Below are 14,647 nucleotides of genomic sequence, written 5' to 3'. Positions count from 1 at the left end.
AATCACTTTGTAATTGAAAGAATATTAAATGGTGGAGCTGAACTAGATGCATATGGAAATAAATCGATATTAAACTGCTTTTCTACATTAGACTTACCTACACTACTAGATATTGTGATTTTTAATAAGTTGGAAGGATAAAAAATTGAATTTTCATTTTCTTCCAACTTAGTAATCGAAACAAACTTGTTCTTAGTAAGCGTTCCGCTTTTACGTTCTGATATTACAGCCATTGCTGTGGAGGAATTAGTTAGTGCCGATAAGAGCTCAAATGGGGAGAGCATAGGATTAAAATTAGCCCCTCTATGTAAAGTAGCATTCCTTTGCAACAATTCTATTATCTTCTGATCAACAGATTCAACATGAATAAAGTCACCTATATAGGGAATATTACCGCCTCTTGTCTTCTGTGAGGACACATTAGAATTTCTTGCTTTTTGCCAGTCTATAAGACTAGCTACAATATCCCTTGCTTTTAAGGCTGATAAACCCGATTGCTCCAAAAGCTTAAGAAGATTATCTCTATCTGGGTAATGTAGGTTTATCAATGCTGAGCGATCTTGAATAGATAATTTCACATCCATAGCCTTATTGTCATTTGAAAATGAGAAAAGGTCACCATGAAAGTTCCAATTTACCGTTGCAGTGTCAGCTCTCCCTTTACTACTTGTTAATAACTCAAAAATAATTTCGGATTCAGTACTATGCGAAATTATTAAAGCCTCTGCTTTCTGCTTCGCAACGATAGCCATTGCAACTTGCTTTCTAGCATTTTGAGAAATGTAAAGCGATATTACTGATATTATTGCCGATATTAGTAATACTTGTATCAAAGCAATTCCATTTTTACGCTCCAATTTAATCATTTTCATAGTAGTACTGAGATAGCCATTTTTCACTACTAATATCCAAAGTGGTATAAAACTCAAGTTTTATACCACCCTTAACTAAAGTGCACTTAATTAATTCAGGCAAGATTTGATTATCTATACCTGAAAATATTTCAAACCATTTCCTAAAACTCTTTGCTTTATTTCCTGTTTTAGACGTCAAATTCTTCCATCCATAATATTCAATCTTAAACTCATCCAGTCCTTTTAATAAAGTAATCGTTTGGTTAAGTGTAATCTCATCTTTTGTGTCAGTAAGTAAGGTTTCTGCAGCAGGTACCGACTGATAAATAACATCAACCTTCCCATCACTGTCAATAGTGCTATATATTCGAAAAAATTCGGGGGTTTGGGCAGAATATGGAGATATATTACTAAACGATAAAAGACTACTCTTTCCACCTACAAAATAGAAAGCAGGAATATTATTGCTTCCACTGATAACATAAGGTGAGATACCCCCTATAACTTTTTGCAAAATATAAAGGTTTTTTCCTTGCGTAAAAGACGAATCAAATTCAGTCGAAGACCTATTCCAAATAGAGGATATTAAGCCGTATGAAAATGTCCCTAGGTACAACACACCTGCCAATAGTGTGGTTGATATCATTAGTTCAATTAATGAAAAGCCTTTACTATTTTTCATTCCAGCTTAACTCTTTAAACTCAAATTCTGTTTCAACACTATTAATTGTTAGTTTTAACTGTACTTCCCAAAGTTTATATTTATGTGGAGGCGTCACAAATGAGCCTTTATCGACATCAAACCTGTTAGGCGCGCCTCTAAATTTAATCATTGTAGCAGTCCATGAAAAACGCCCGAACCATACATCCCCCCTTCCCGACAAATTAGTTACTTGTTCGTTTCCCTTACTTCTAATATCATGGCGTATTACAGATAAAATAGGTTGGATTACTGCGACTGTATTTAATTGAGATACCGCTTTCTCGCTTGATAAATAAGCCCCCTTAATTAAGGACATTGAAATAAATATACCAGCAAAAAGAATAACTGCTGAAACTAAAACTTCAATGAGGGTAAAACCTATATTTTTATCTGCTTTAACAAGTTTCATAAATCTTGCAATCTTAATTTAAGCTCTTCGTGTCGAAAAAAAACATTTATATTTGCAATATCTGAATGCCCGTACTTATCATATAAAATCACTTGGGATTCAAAGGTTATATTTTCAAAATCTATTTTTCCTATATCAGTTAGAATCTGGCTTTCTAATCTTTTAATATGAATACTAGATTTATTTAATAACAACTGATATTTCTTACCCGTTAAATAAGACATCTTACCCGTTTCTTTTAAAATATCCTTTAACAGAAGTAACTCTTTCTTTGCCTTTGCTTTTTCAAAAGTACTAACGCTTAAAGGCCCTATTAAAGACATTAAAAATATCATTAAACTTAATACCGTTAGTAGCTCCACCATAGTAAAACCGAGAATTCGCTCTCTACCACTACCTTTTATTAAGTGCATTTTAAAAATCAATATCGTTAACAGAAACCATACTCAGAAGCATAACCACCACAACTCCTCCAACGATTATTCCCATAGTCAAAATTAATATTGGCTCGATTAATGTAGTTAATTTCTGAGTCCATTCTTCAAAATCTTGTCTACTTCTACTGGCTATTTCATTAAATATTTTATCTAAATTTCCGCTTTCTTCGCCCACCTCAAGTAATGAAACATAAAACGGTGGAAACAAGGAAGTTTGTCTTAGCGCTGGAGTTAATGCTGAGCCGCGTTTAACTTTTTGGCGCACTATATCCATTTCGCGTCGTAAAAGTAGATTTTTTATGTTTCCTGTGGAAAGTGATAATGCTTGATCAATTGGAACACCCGCAGAAAGCATCATTGCAAGACCTGAATTAAACCGTATTCTTTCAGCTGTTAACACAGAGTTTTTTACCAATGGGAGCTTTAATAAGAGTTGCTGCCACTTCTGTTGAAAAGATTCTTTTTTCCAAACACTTGCTAAACCAATACCGGATAAAATAATGCCGAGGAGTAAAAAACCTTGATAATTTTGCAACCAGTCGCTTACGTTTAACAATAGTTGTGTATACCATGGCAAATCTTCAACATCTGCGAACAGTGATGACATTTGAGGTACAATAAAATTAAATATAAATATCACACATAGAATACACACGGAAAGGATAACTGCGGGATAAGTCAAGGATTGAATGATTTTTCGCTGCAAGTCGCGCCTAAACTTTAAATCTGTGGCTAACCCAGAAAATATATCAGAAAGTTGACCAGACGCTTCGCCCAGTTCAATTAGGTTAACATAAAGTGGGTCAAACGCTTTTGGATGTTCACTCGCAGCTTTAGATAAGCTGTTCCCTTTTTTTAATGATGCACTCATTTCACCTAAAAGTTTAGCTAAAGCAGGTTTTGCTTTAGTCTTTTTGATGATATCTAAACCTTTATCAATTCGAACGCCACTTGAAAGCAAGAGGCTAAGTTCAGCAGTCAGAAATTCTAAGTCTGCAAGTGAAACCTTTTGTGAAAAACCAAATAAGGATTGTGACTCTTTAAACTCTTTAATTTCTGATGGGTATAGGCCTTGCGTACTCAATTGCTTTTGAACTGAAGCAATATCACTTGCTTCTATTTGCCCATCAATTTTAGCGCCTGACTTATCAAAAGCCTTGTATTGAAATAATTTCAAGCTATCTCTACCCCATTTAAACTTAAGCAATCACTCAACGTGCTAGCCTGCAACCCTGATAACTTCTTCAATAGTCGTTAGACCGTGTAATGCTTTATAGAAACCATCTTGCAATAATGTGCGTCTATTTAAACTTTGATTATGGCCTTTGGCTTTTGGGATAAAGTTTTCATCTTTTGGTACAGACTTAATAAAGTCATCACAACGTAAATATTCTATAACGGCTAACCTGCCTTTATAGCCAGTATGAGAGCACTCATCACAGCCTTTCGCTTCGACTAGATTAAGCTCTTGAATTTGCTGCAATTGCGCAAATTTATCAAGTTGATACTTCGTAATTAAACTATGCTGATTACTATGGGGTACAGCGCAATGCTCACAAACCTTACGAGCTAAACGTTGAGCTATGATGGACACTAATGCCGCATTTAATAAAAACTCTTCCACACCTAAATCTAATAATCGTGTATAAGCACTAGGCGCATCGTTAGTATGAACCGTGGAAAATACCAAGTGCCCAGTTAGTGCTGATTGCAACGCAATTTGCGACGTTTCTTGATCTCGAATCTCACCTAACATAATGATGTCTGGATCTTGACGAACAATACTTCTTAAGCCAGCGGCAAAGTCAAAACCAATATCAGATTTGACTTGTACTTGATTGATACCTTCAAGTTGATATTCAACTGGATCTTCAAGCGTAATAATTTTTACATCATCGTTATTAAGCGCATTCAGGAATGTGTAAAGGCTAGTGGTTTTACCTGAACCTGTCGGACCGGTCAGTAGAATTACACCTGCAGTAGAGGTTAAATCTTCTTTTATTAAGTCTTGGATATCAGGAGATAACCCCAACACCGACATATCGTATCTAACAGAGTCTTTGCGTAAGAAGCGCATCACTATACTTTCGCCTTCATTTAAAGGCAAAGCGGACACACGAATATCTAATTCTTGATTAGCAATTCGCATTTCAATCTTTCCATCTTGTGGACGTCGCTTTTCTGCGATATCCATTCCAGACAAGATTTTAAGACGAGTAACAATCGGAAGTTGCATGCGAGTAGCTAATTGCTCAACCTCATGAAGCACACCGTCCACACGATAACGCACCCTGTAACGGCCATTATATGGCTCTAGATGCATATCTGACGCGCCATCTCTTAATGCACGTGTAATTAATGAATTCAGTAAATTCACCGTAGGCGCTTCAGTTGCTAGCTCCTTGAGTCTTTCCTCTTCATCGCCTGTTAGTGTTTCAAGTTCTTCGTTATCTACAACTTGATTGCTATATTTATCAGCGAGTACTTGTAGGTCAGACTCTGAAGCGACATAAACAGTAGGATTAATACTGTTTTGTTGAATAAATTGATTTACTTCTAGATCAAGTGGATACTTTGCAGCGAAGATCCAGTTTATATCTTCTACACTTAAAGGCACCCATTGTTTATCAAGTAAAAACTCCAATGTATTACTGTCAAGTTCAACACTTGGTTGCTCTAACCACTCTTGAGTATTTAATAAGGGCAGTGAGAGAAATTCGCTATATAATGAGGGAAGACGATCATCCGATAAGCTTCCCATGTTTACTAGGATTTGCTCTAACCTTCCACCAAAGCGCTGCTGATAGTTAACTGCTTTATCTAAATCAGTTTTATGTACTTGATATTTATCAAGAAGCAAAGTATTCATTGATATCATTGATGTACAATGTCCGCATTGTCTTCTTTACCGCCGGCTTGACCGTCTTTGCCTAAAGAGGCTAAATAATATGGCTGGCCATCTTCGCCTGGCGTTTTATAAACATAAGGGTTTCCCCAGGGATCTAGTGGGACGTTTTTTGGAAGATACGGGCCATCCCAATTAGGCTTATCACTTTTACGTAGCTCATCGATATTAGCTGGGTAATCGCCCATATCTAAACGATAAGTATCTAATGCTGTTTCAAACATTTGCATTTGCGCTTTTGCAACCTTTCTCATAGAAGATGATTGCTTATTAAACATTTTTGGTGCAACTAATGAAGCTAATAATCCTAAAATTACGATTACAATTAATAATTCCATCATCGTAAAACCAGTATTTCTTTTCATTCTATATATTCCACATTTCAAAAGAGAAAATTGTACTTAAATAGCGATAAGCATATTATCGCTATTTAATTATTTTTTTAAGAGGTAATAAAATTAGTTTGTAACAGATTAATTTAAGAAGCTATACGCCTTTAGTTTGCCGCTTTGCTTTTAAAGCAATTCGCTTTACTGCTCTTACAAACTTCCAGCTGTGTTGTAATGCATATGCATATGCTATAAAGCATATCATAAAACAGAGCAAGCTAAACCACTCACTTACCCCTAAGACATGAAAAGTAATACCTATAGCTGACAGCATCATTGACATCGTAGTAATTAGCAATAGAGCTTGTTTAGACGTCAACCCTAACTTTAAAAAGATATGATGCAAGTGATCTCTATCCGCTTGAAAAGGTGAGCGCCCCTTTCTAATTCGCCTAAACATTATCGCGGCCATATCCATTATCGGCACAGCAATAATCCACAAAACAGTCACTGGCTGAAATGAATGGTTTTCCCCTTGGGTTCCTATTATTAGTAACCAAATCACTGATAGACCAATAAACATGCTACCAGCATCACCCATAAATATTTTACGATGGGGTTTGCCTCCAAGGCCTAAATTGAATGCCAAATATGGAAGTAATGCAGCTACTAATATCAGAGGCAATAATATCATTGAATTATGTCCACTGATAAAAAAGAGGATGGCTATCGAAACAAAAGTGACAGAACTAAGACTACCAGCTAAACCATCAATCCCATCAATCATATTGAATGCGTTAATGGCTGCAATAACCGCTAAAATCGTAAACGGTATACCAAATACATCAATACTAATGTTGCCAAATTGAAATAAGTTACCTAAATCCGATATATATAAGCCAATACCCGAGATCATTACTATTGCTATAAGCGCTTGAGCCATTAAACGAAGTCCGACACTTAAGTCCCTATAGTCATCAAACATACCTAGTACAACGATACTAGCTGCGCAAATTAGATAGTAACTTATCGATTGCCCAAGCGGGTAAAATAATGAAACGGACATTAATACACTAAAGAAAATAGCTACCCCACCTATAAGCGGTATAGAACCTACATGCTTTTTTCTTTCATTGGGCTTATCTACCAACCCAACTTTCACAGCAATGGGTTTAATCACCATTATTGAAAGTAATGTGGCAAATACTGTGAAAATTAGTGGCAATAAAGTGTCTAGCATAAATTGTTTATCAATATTCTATATGTTTGATAAGGCTACTTACATACATTAGTAATGTATATAAAATAGCCTAGTAATTATAATTTTTAAACTAAGTATCTATTTTTAATAAAATTAGTTAATACTTGATATTGCAGCTAATGCTACACCAACCTGATAGATAATCTGCGTGGCTGTACTCCACAATGTTAGGTTGTCCATATATTCTGAATCAAGTGGTACAACAATTGTGTCGCCTGGCTGAATTTGCGTAGTTTTAGCATTAATAGCGTACCAGCTATTTCCACTAGGTACTTCAACCGAGCCATCAGCTTTAATGATATATATTCGATCTTCATCTGCTCTTGACTTAAACCCACCACTTTTTTGTATGTATTCATACAAATCATATTCATCTTCATGCATATGAGCAGTTGCGACATTAACTTCACCAATTACATTCACTGACTGCTTTTTAGTTGGAACATATAAGGTATCACCATCTTCAAGCTGAATGTCATAATCAGTTTGACCAAGCATTAGGCGTGGCACATCGATAATAAGTCGCCCAACAGGAGTCACTTGACTTAAATCATATAAAAGCTGCCTTGATTCACTATATGAAATGCTGCTCGTCGCTTTAGAGGGCTGTAAACTCTTAGTCGCCACTTCTTTTCTCAAATCTGATAGAAGCTTTTTAATTTGCTCGAACTCTTGTTCTTTCAATGATTCACGAGTAAATACCGCTGCATCAGCAGATGCGAAATCAGTGAATCCACCAGCGCGCTTTATCACTTCAACTAATGTCTCACCACGTCGTATAGTATAAACACCTGGAAATAACACTTCACCTTTCAGGGTAATTGTTACATCCTCTTGCCACTCTGGAATTGGAGAAATATTTAAACGATCTTTACTGGTTAACTTAATATTACTTGACTCATCAAGAGACATTGCATCGCCAAGTTTAAATGTTATGTGTTTTATTGAGGCTTTACTGCCTTGCTTATTAACGCGGGTTAGCTCAGCTCTCTCAAGGTAGGCAGATTCATTCAAGCCTCCTGCCGCCATTACTAAATCATTAATTTTAGCACCTTTAGATAAAGGGTATACACCAGGAACTTTAACTTCTCCTACAACCTCTACTAACTCCATAGGTTGACCAACTGATGCTTGGTTTTGTAGTTTTAAAATAACTGGTGCTAATAATAACTTTCTTGAATAAAGGCTAAACTCTTCTAAATTTTCTTCTTCATCTTCTTCTTTTTCAAGCTCAGCAAATGGCTTAGATAATTCTAATAAATCTGTTTGAGCTAATTGTAAGTCACGCCTATTTAGCTCCTGATTGGAAAGCTGAGAATTGAACTGCATATTAGCTTCGTTCTTAAACTCTTCATCTTTTAGTAAACCTAAATCCCTTTTAAACTCTTTAGAATAATACTCTTTAATTAGCTGTTCCCTCTCCAAAATAGCTAACTCTTCTTGCGTATGAGCTAACCGAGCTAATGTTCTTTGCTCAATATCTCTTTTTTCATATTTACTAAAGACAATCACTTTATCGTTAGAGTTCAATAAAATATTATCTGTTGCGTTTTTATTTTCTAAGGCATTTGCTAAGCTAATTTGACGTGTTTCGATATCACCTAACTTGCTTGTTTCTCGGACAATTAACGCATACTCTAGGTCAGCAATTTTAAGTAAGTCACTATGGAAGCTTTCAATGATGTCTGAAACTTTCATGCCCTGATGCCATTGATAGGCGCCCGGTCGGGTTACAGCCCCAATCAATAATACCGAATCTTTAAATTCATCAGACGTTGCATTAATTCTTAACACATCACCGTCTTTTACAGGCTCTTCAAATACACCTTCTTTACTCAGGTCTAAATTTATCAGTGTTTTATAATTACTCGTATTAAAGCGCTCTAGTACACTTTCTTTTAAAAATGCAGAAGACTTTGCACCGCCAGCCATTGTCAATAAGTCTTTTATTGTTTCACTTTCTACTAATTCATAAATTGCAGGTCGCTTAACTTCTCCTTTGATCGTAGCGGTGCTGCCTACCGGAGGAATAAACACAACATCGCCAGACTTTAATATGACATCCTTAGAATTATCGCCATGAATTAAGAAATCATATAAGTCTACTTTACCAACAAGTTTGCCTGCCCTTTTAACTTGAATATTCCTCAATGAGCCAATATCAGATAGCCCACCAGATGCAAATAACGCATTTGTTACTGTGGATAATGAAGAAATCGTATAAACACCTGGCTTATACGCTTCTCCCATAACAAAGATGCGAATCGATCTAAGCTCCCCCATTGTAACTGAAGCTTTTAGACCAATTGTTTGTGAGGAAATATGATTATGAATAGCTTGCTTTGCTTCTTGAAAGGTTAAACCCATTACATTTAAAGGCGCAAAATCAGGGAAATGTAGCATACCATCACGATTGACCATCAATTCATACGTGTTGCCTTCTTTTCCATAAGTATTAACTAAAAAGTTATCACCTACACCTACAATATAATCATCAGGCACAGCAACTTGGTTATTTTCTGGTTGAAAGCTGTATGGCTCATTAGCGAATAAATCATAACCAAACGGTTTTACTTCTACTTTATCTTTTAAATACTTTTCTTCTAAAGTTTCTTCTAACTCACTGAACTCTTCTTTACTGGCTCGTTCAGCAGGGGGCATTATTGTATTTTCGTATGATTGAGACTGGCTTGCTTTTTTAAATTGCGAAATATCTATACCTAATTGCTTTGCCAACATTTTTTGTTGCGAAGGCGGTAGATTCTTGAACTGTTCTATTTGCGCAGGCGTTGGAGTAACCGCGCTTACTGTAAATGACACTACCACCAACAAAAAAATATATATAATACGTACCGACACTTTACTTTCCATTTACATTATTTGAGTTTATTAACCAAGAATACTTATACAAAACCCGCGCATTTTAGAGTAATCCGGCCTTCTTTTAAACATTTAATCTTATTAATAGTGCAATAAAGCTAAAATTATGCGCAAACTGTTGCATTGCAGTGCCGCTATGCGGTATGTTTTCTCAGTTTTGTAGTAAGATTTCAGCTCAAAAATTATAATTAAAATCACAAATAATACGTTTTCAAGCTGAGCTCTTTATTTAATAAAGTTAAATTTAGGAAAATCAACATGAATAAACCGATGGCACAAGGAACACTTTTCGGACACCCGAAAGGCTTGTTTCTTCTTTTCGGAACCGAAATGTGGGAGCGTTTTGGTTACTATGGAATGCGAGCATTACTTGTTTTATATCTCGTAGCATCTGTTCAAGACGGTGGCTTTGGCTGGACTACTCAAGAAGCACTTAGCTTATACGGTACTTTTACCATGGCTGTTTACCTAACCCCGCTTATTGGTGGTTGGTTAGCTGATAACGTTATGGGCCAACGTAAAGCGATAATCTATGGTGGTATATTATTCTCCCTTGGTTATTTCACGTTAGGTATTCCAAAAACAATGATCCCTGGAATGGAAGAACAAGTATTCTATCTTGGACTTGTTTTAATCATTTGTGGTAATGGTCTATTTAAAGCAAACGTATCAAGCCTTGTTGGTGACCTATACAACGAAGGTGATCATCGCCGTGACGGTGCATTTACAATTTTCTACATGGGTATCAATTTAGGTGCTTTCTTATCGCCATTAATTGTTGGTTACTTAGGTGAACAGGTTAATTGGCACTATGGCTTCATCGCTGCTGGTGCAGGTATGTTAATTGGTCTAGCGTTACAGTTGACGTTAGCAGATAAGTACTTAGGGCAAATCGGTGTTGTCCCTTCTGCTAAAATTGCGAAAAATAACAATAAAGAATTGAAAGAAGCAGCACTTTCTCAAGAAGAAAAAGATCGCACTAAAGTAATCCTTATTATGAGTATTTTCTCTATTATCTTCTGGGTTGGCTTTGAACAAGCGGGCGGTTTATTCAATATTTACGCTTCACAATTTACTGATCGTGACTTCATGGGCTTTGAAGTTCCTGCGACTTGGTTCCAATCTTTAAATGCAATGTTTATTATATTACTTGCACCAGTTGTCGCTTCAATTTGGGTGAAAATGGGCAGTAAAGAACCAACTTCACCCGTTAAGTTTGCTTTAGCCATGATATTTTTATCTTTAGGTTTCTTTGTAATGGTATGGGCGACAATGGTTCAAGGTGGCGATACGTCAGTGAAAGTAAGTATGCTATTCCTTGTTTTTGCTTATCTATTCCATACACTTGGTGAGTTGTGTCTTTCACCTATCGGCCTTTCAATGGTATCGAAACTAGCACCGCTTAAGTTTACTTCTTTACTAATGGGTGTTTGGTTCTTATTCACTGCATTAGCAAATAAAGTCGCAGGTTTCGTAGGTTCATTTGTAGGTGAAGGTGAAGAACAAGTTGAGAATGCTTTAACTATCTTTGCTTCAGTTGGTGTGGCAGGAATAGTTACTGCTGTGATCATTTTCCTAAGTGCAAACAAACTTGTTGATTGGATGCACGGTGCTGAGGGTGACCATACTGACAGTGAAGAAGAAAAGCTTGATGAAGAATTAAGTGTGACAGGTACACATGAAGGTATGCCAGAAAAATCACCTCTGTAGTATATAGCTTTATCATTGCTAAAAATGGACTCTACGGAGTCCATTTTTATTTAAACTTCCCCTTCGTTAATCTTTAGCAAATTGAGTAATATGTATTTCCAAAGTAAACAAATTCCAACCTTAGAAAATCTTTCACATCGAGAGCGTAACCAAGCTATTTATGACGCTTTACAATCAATGTCGCCATGGAAACAGGTATTAATTAAACTGCTTAAGATCTTGTTTCTTTTCCCGCTATTTTGGCTGTTAACTGACTTCCACGGCTGGATTTCTGTGGTTGGGCTCATTGTCACCGTACTACTTTATCCAATAGTTACTAGACCCATCGAGCTAACGTTAGCTGCCGGAGAAATCAAAAAGCAACATCCGTGATATTGCACGGCTAAGGAGAATAGATTTAGGTTGAGAAATTTTGTTCGGCTGCTTAACAATTTACCCGCATAGACCTTAGTTCTATTTCTATATCTAAAGCCCTGTTCCTTAAGCCTGTAGATGTAAAAAAAACCATTGAATAAATTCAATGGTTTTTTATTAAAATAGCTTATTTTCAAATGATTAACAGTTAGTAATCTAAAGCACCTTCTGGAAATTCTTCTGCTTCTTCTTCGATAGGTACATTACCGTCAAATAACTGAAAGTCTTCTTTTTGAAAGTAAATCTCTTTCATAAAACTATATGGGTCTAAAGATTCATATAGTAACTTTTCTTGTTCCATTAACTGCGAGCGTGTTTCTAACGCGTTTACTGAAAGGCGTAACATATTTGGCCAAAATTCAATAAGCGCTAACGGGAAGTACATGCCATCAACAACATCACCAACTGTGCCACGCACTGTACTGGGGCCTCGAGCTGGAATCATTAAATAAGGGCCATAACCTACGCCCCACAGCCCTAACGTTTGAGCAAAGTCTTCATCTTCGCGTGTTAGGCCTATTTCAGATGCTAAATCAAATATCCCAAAAATACCTATGGTTGAATTTATTAGAAAGCGTCCTGTAGAAACACCCGCTTTTTTAAATTTTAACTGCAGCACACTATTAATAATTGTAGCTGGCTCTTCTAGGTTCAATGTTACATTATATAGTCCTTCACGCGCAGGCTTGGGTACGTACTCACTATACGCAACAGCCGTCGGACGCAAAACATTTTCATCTAGAATGTCCCAGTTGAAATACCACATGTCGCGGTTAATTGGCTCAAAAGGATCACGCTCGTCACCGATAGTTGTCGGGTCATTGGGTTTAGATGTAGATGCACAACCAGCAAGCATAGTGCTCAGGATAATTAATAAAAGGATATTTTTCATTGATTTACTTAGGTCCAAAAAATAAGTTTAAATAATTAGGCTATGCTGCCCTTATATCTACAGCACTGAGTTTATTTCTACTGCAACAGATTTAGAAAAAGGTTTATCGATACTTATAGAAGTCCCCTGTAAGTCTCCTGCTCCTTTATCAACCTTGTCATCCTTTGAAATTCTTGCAGTAACCACTACCTGAGAAGCACTAGAAAGTGTTAACCCTTGCATCATCGCATTCTCATCACTTAATGAAACGGTTATAGGAAAGCTAGTCACGTTTGACTTAACTACTGCAAGTGGCATTTTCGGCCCAGTTGTTGCCTGCGCAAAAATGAATAATGTAGCCCCTTCAGGAATTGAGTCCTTTAAAGAAGGTGCTAAATTCACCGTTACATTGAGCTTAGCATCATTAGAGGCGTTGATACTATCTTGTCTACCATTAGCGACATCTGAAGCGCTATCTGGAGAGATATCCGTCGTATTACCTGCCAATAAGCTCTTTACTTCACTTAATTTTTGCTTGATAAATTGGTGACGCGGGTCTGCTGGCTCATATTGAGATATTAATAAATTCCAAGCCGATCTTGCCTCCGTATAATCCCCTCTGTTAAATGCTAACAACGCCAGAAGAGATAATGCATCAGGATTTTGAGGATAAAGCGTTAGCGCCTTAGATAACATAGTTCCTGCTTGTGCAATGGATTTTTCCGTATTTTGAATGATCAATGCCTGACTAAAACTGACTAACAAGGATAATTTATTAGGATCAAGACGATAGCTTTTATTGAAAGCAGCCAACGCACCTTCAACGTCTTGCAACGACAATAGTGTACGCCCTAATAACATCCACGCTACTGCGTCGCCGTCTGTATCAGCTAACTTAGTCCTAAGTGCTAATGCAAACTGCTGCGTTTCTTGCAAACTTAAGGGTTCCCCTTGACTCAAAATAGAACGTTTACCAAATTCAGGCAGCTTCTCAACTGCACTCTGCCAGTATGTTAATTGCCTGTGAGCGCCATGAAAATAATAGAAAATGACGCAAAAACTGATTAAAAATAAGAACCCACACGTTGCTAAAAATCTTAAATTGATCGGCTTAGACGCTGACAGATGTGGCTCCACTTCTCTAAGCAAACGCTGTTTAAGCTCTTGTTGAGAAGCTTGATAGTCTTGTTCATCAATCAACTCTTGAGCCAGATCATCTTGTAACTCATTGCTTTGTAATTCATACAAAGCCACCCGGTCAGCAATGATGCCTTGCTTAATTTCATGTTGCTGAGCAAGCTCAACCTTTCTCATTTCAGACGATTTTGAAGAGGTACGAATAAACGGCAGCAAAAATAATAAGCTTGCTAAAAGGATAGCTAAAGCAAAAATAATGTACATATTGATCATTGATTACGCCCTGAGCCATACTGAGAAATTAATACGTTAACTTGCTGTTCTTTTTCTTCATTCCAAGCGCTTTCATCTTTTGCTGGATGACGCGTTTTGAACAGTACTGTTACTATGGCTAATAATATAAACACCACAGGAATCACCCACAACAAAATAGTGACCATAGTGATTGGTGGCTTGTAATGAACAAAATAGCCATAACGATCGATCATAAAACTGATCACGTCATCCTTGTCTTTGCCCTCAGTGACTAGTTCATAAACTTTATCTTTAATATCAATCGCCACAATTGCATTTGAATCAGCAACATTTTGGTTTTGACATTTTGGGCAACGTAACTCTGCGATTAACTCTTGGTAGATTCGCTGTTCAGTCGCATTATTAAAACTGCGAATTTCTTCTACCGCAAACACTGGTAGGTGAATAACTAAGACTAGTAAACTAATTAATCCATATTTCAT

14 protein-coding genes are annotated in these 14,647 nt (G+C 36.7%); 2 read left to right on the top strand and 12 right to left on the bottom strand.

Features of this window, described 5'->3' with window-relative positions; all coding sequences use genetic code 11:
- Positions 1 to 2 precede the first annotated feature (2 nt).
- The 9 genes from HUU81_RS05535 to HUU81_RS05495 form a co-directional block, all read right to left on the bottom strand.
- On the bottom strand, positions 3 to 899 hold the full coding sequence (locus tag HUU81_RS05535) for a type II secretion system protein GspK (RefSeq protein WP_199611265.1): 897 nt from the start codon (positions 897 to 899) through the stop codon (positions 3 to 5).
- A complete protein-coding gene (locus tag HUU81_RS05530) occupies positions 859 to 1,536 on the bottom strand; it encodes a prepilin-type N-terminal cleavage/methylation domain-containing protein (protein WP_199611264.1) in 678 nt (225 codons plus the stop codon). The genes HUU81_RS05535 and HUU81_RS05530 overlap by 41 nt, the downstream gene beginning before the upstream one ends.
- On the bottom strand, positions 1,526 to 1,966 hold the full coding sequence (locus HUU81_RS05525) for a PulJ/GspJ family protein (protein ID WP_199611263.1): 441 nt from the start codon (positions 1,964 to 1,966) through the stop codon (positions 1,526 to 1,528). Before HUU81_RS05525 ends, HUU81_RS05530 begins: the two co-directional genes overlap by 11 nt.
- Positions 1,963 to 2,379, bottom strand: a complete 417-nt coding sequence (locus tag HUU81_RS05520) for a type II secretion system protein (protein WP_199611262.1) — start codon at positions 2,377 to 2,379, stop codon at positions 1,963 to 1,965. Before HUU81_RS05520 ends, HUU81_RS05525 begins: the two co-directional genes overlap by 4 nt.
- A 1-nt stretch (position 2,380) precedes the next feature.
- Complete coding sequence (locus HUU81_RS05515) at positions 2,381 to 3,580, bottom strand: type II secretion system F family protein (RefSeq protein ID WP_199611261.1); 1,200 nt, start codon at positions 3,578 to 3,580, stop codon at positions 2,381 to 2,383.
- Positions 3,581 to 3,622: 42 nt separating this feature from the next.
- A complete protein-coding gene (locus tag HUU81_RS05510) occupies positions 3,623 to 5,281 on the bottom strand; it encodes a GspE/PulE family protein (RefSeq protein ID WP_407644834.1) in 1,659 nt (552 codons plus the stop codon).
- A complete protein-coding gene (gene gspG / locus HUU81_RS05505; RefSeq protein WP_199611259.1) occupies positions 5,278 to 5,673 on the bottom strand; it encodes a type II secretion system major pseudopilin GspG in 396 nt (131 codons plus the stop codon). The genes HUU81_RS05510 and gspG overlap by 4 nt, the downstream gene beginning before the upstream one ends.
- Before the next feature lie 121 nt (positions 5,674 to 5,794).
- Positions 5,795 to 6,877, bottom strand: coding sequence for a UDP-N-acetylglucosamine--undecaprenyl-phosphate N-acetylglucosaminephosphotransferase (wecA, locus tag HUU81_RS05500; protein WP_199611258.1), 1,083 nt, complete (start codon positions 6,875 to 6,877; stop codon positions 5,795 to 5,797).
- Positions 6,878 to 6,991: 114 nt separating this feature from the next.
- Entirely contained in the window at positions 6,992 to 9,757 is a 2,766-nt protein-coding gene (locus HUU81_RS05495; RefSeq protein ID WP_233520578.1) for an SLBB domain-containing protein, read from the bottom strand.
- Between the two features lie 279 nt (positions 9,758 to 10,036).
- On the opposite strand from HUU81_RS05495, the gene HUU81_RS05490 reads away from it, so the two are divergent.
- Both HUU81_RS05490 and HUU81_RS05485 read left to right on the top strand, forming a co-directional pair.
- A complete protein-coding gene (locus HUU81_RS05490) occupies positions 10,037 to 11,488 on the top strand; it encodes a peptide MFS transporter (protein WP_199611256.1) in 1,452 nt (483 codons plus the stop codon).
- A 90-nt stretch (positions 11,489 to 11,578) separates the two neighbouring features.
- Positions 11,579 to 11,860, top strand: a complete 282-nt coding sequence (locus HUU81_RS05485; protein WP_199611255.1) for a DUF6170 family protein — start codon at positions 11,579 to 11,581, stop codon at positions 11,858 to 11,860.
- Positions 11,861 to 12,050: 190 nt separating this feature from the next.
- Here the strand turns inward: HUU81_RS05485 and HUU81_RS05480 are convergent, their stop codons facing one another.
- Genes HUU81_RS05480 through HUU81_RS05470 form a run of 3 tightly spaced genes read right to left on the bottom strand, consistent with a single transcriptional unit; the run spans position 12,051 to position 14,647 of the window.
- On the bottom strand, positions 12,051 to 12,794 hold the full coding sequence (locus tag HUU81_RS05480; RefSeq protein WP_199611254.1) for an MlaA family lipoprotein: 744 nt from the start codon (positions 12,792 to 12,794) through the stop codon (positions 12,051 to 12,053).
- A 57-nt stretch (positions 12,795 to 12,851) separates the two neighbouring features.
- Positions 12,852 to 14,183 (bottom strand): c-type cytochrome biogenesis protein CcmI, encoded by a 1,332-nt coding sequence (gene ccmI, locus HUU81_RS05475; protein ID WP_199611253.1) that lies wholly within the window; start codon positions 14,181 to 14,183, stop codon positions 12,852 to 12,854.
- Positions 14,180 to 14,647 (bottom strand): cytochrome c-type biogenesis protein, encoded by a 468-nt coding sequence (locus tag HUU81_RS05470; RefSeq protein ID WP_199611252.1) that lies wholly within the window; start codon positions 14,645 to 14,647, stop codon positions 14,180 to 14,182. Before HUU81_RS05470 ends, ccmI begins: the two co-directional genes overlap by 4 nt.

The sequence above is a fragment of the Flocculibacter collagenilyticus genome (assembly GCF_016469335.1).
Lineage (GTDB): Bacteria > Pseudomonadota > Gammaproteobacteria > Enterobacterales > Alteromonadaceae > Flocculibacter > Flocculibacter collagenilyticus.
Note: the sequence above shows the minus strand (reverse complement) of the source record. Positions and strands in the feature narration are given on the sequence as shown.

Excerpts from the sequence above, each read along its gene's own strand:
- HUU81_RS05530 (WP_199611264.1), bottom strand. The coding sequence starts at position 1,536 with ATGAAAAATAGTAAAGGCTTTTCATTAATTGAACTAATGATATCAACC.
- HUU81_RS05525 (WP_199611263.1), bottom strand. The coding sequence starts at position 1,966 with ATGAAACTTGTTAAAGCAGATAAAAATATAGGTTTTACCCTCATTGAA.
- HUU81_RS05520 (WP_199611262.1), bottom strand. The coding sequence starts at position 2,379 with ATGCACTTAATAAAAGGTAGTGGTAGAGAGCGAATTCTCGGTTTTACT.
- HUU81_RS05510 (WP_407644834.1), bottom strand. The coding sequence starts at position 5,281 with ATGATATCAATGAATACTTTGCTTCTTGATAAATATCAAGTACATAAA.
- gspG (WP_199611259.1), bottom strand. The coding sequence starts at position 5,673 with ATGAAAAGAAATACTGGTTTTACGATGATGGAATTATTAATTGTAATC.
- wecA (WP_199611258.1), bottom strand. The coding sequence starts at position 6,877 with ATGCTAGACACTTTATTGCCACTAATTTTCACAGTATTTGCCACATTA.
- HUU81_RS05490 (WP_199611256.1), top strand. The coding sequence starts at position 10,037 with ATGAATAAACCGATGGCACAAGGAACACTTTTCGGACACCCGAAAGGC.
- HUU81_RS05485 (WP_199611255.1), top strand. The coding sequence starts at position 11,579 with ATGTATTTCCAAAGTAAACAAATTCCAACCTTAGAAAATCTTTCACAT.
- HUU81_RS05480 (WP_199611254.1), bottom strand. The coding sequence starts at position 12,794 with ATGAAAAATATCCTTTTATTAATTATCCTGAGCACTATGCTTGCTGGT.
- ccmI (WP_199611253.1), bottom strand. The coding sequence starts at position 14,183 with ATGATCAATATGTACATTATTTTTGCTTTAGCTATCCTTTTAGCAAGC.
- HUU81_RS05470 (WP_199611252.1), bottom strand. The coding sequence starts at position 14,647 with ATGAAATATGGATTAATTAGTTTACTAGTCTTAGTTATTCACCTACCA.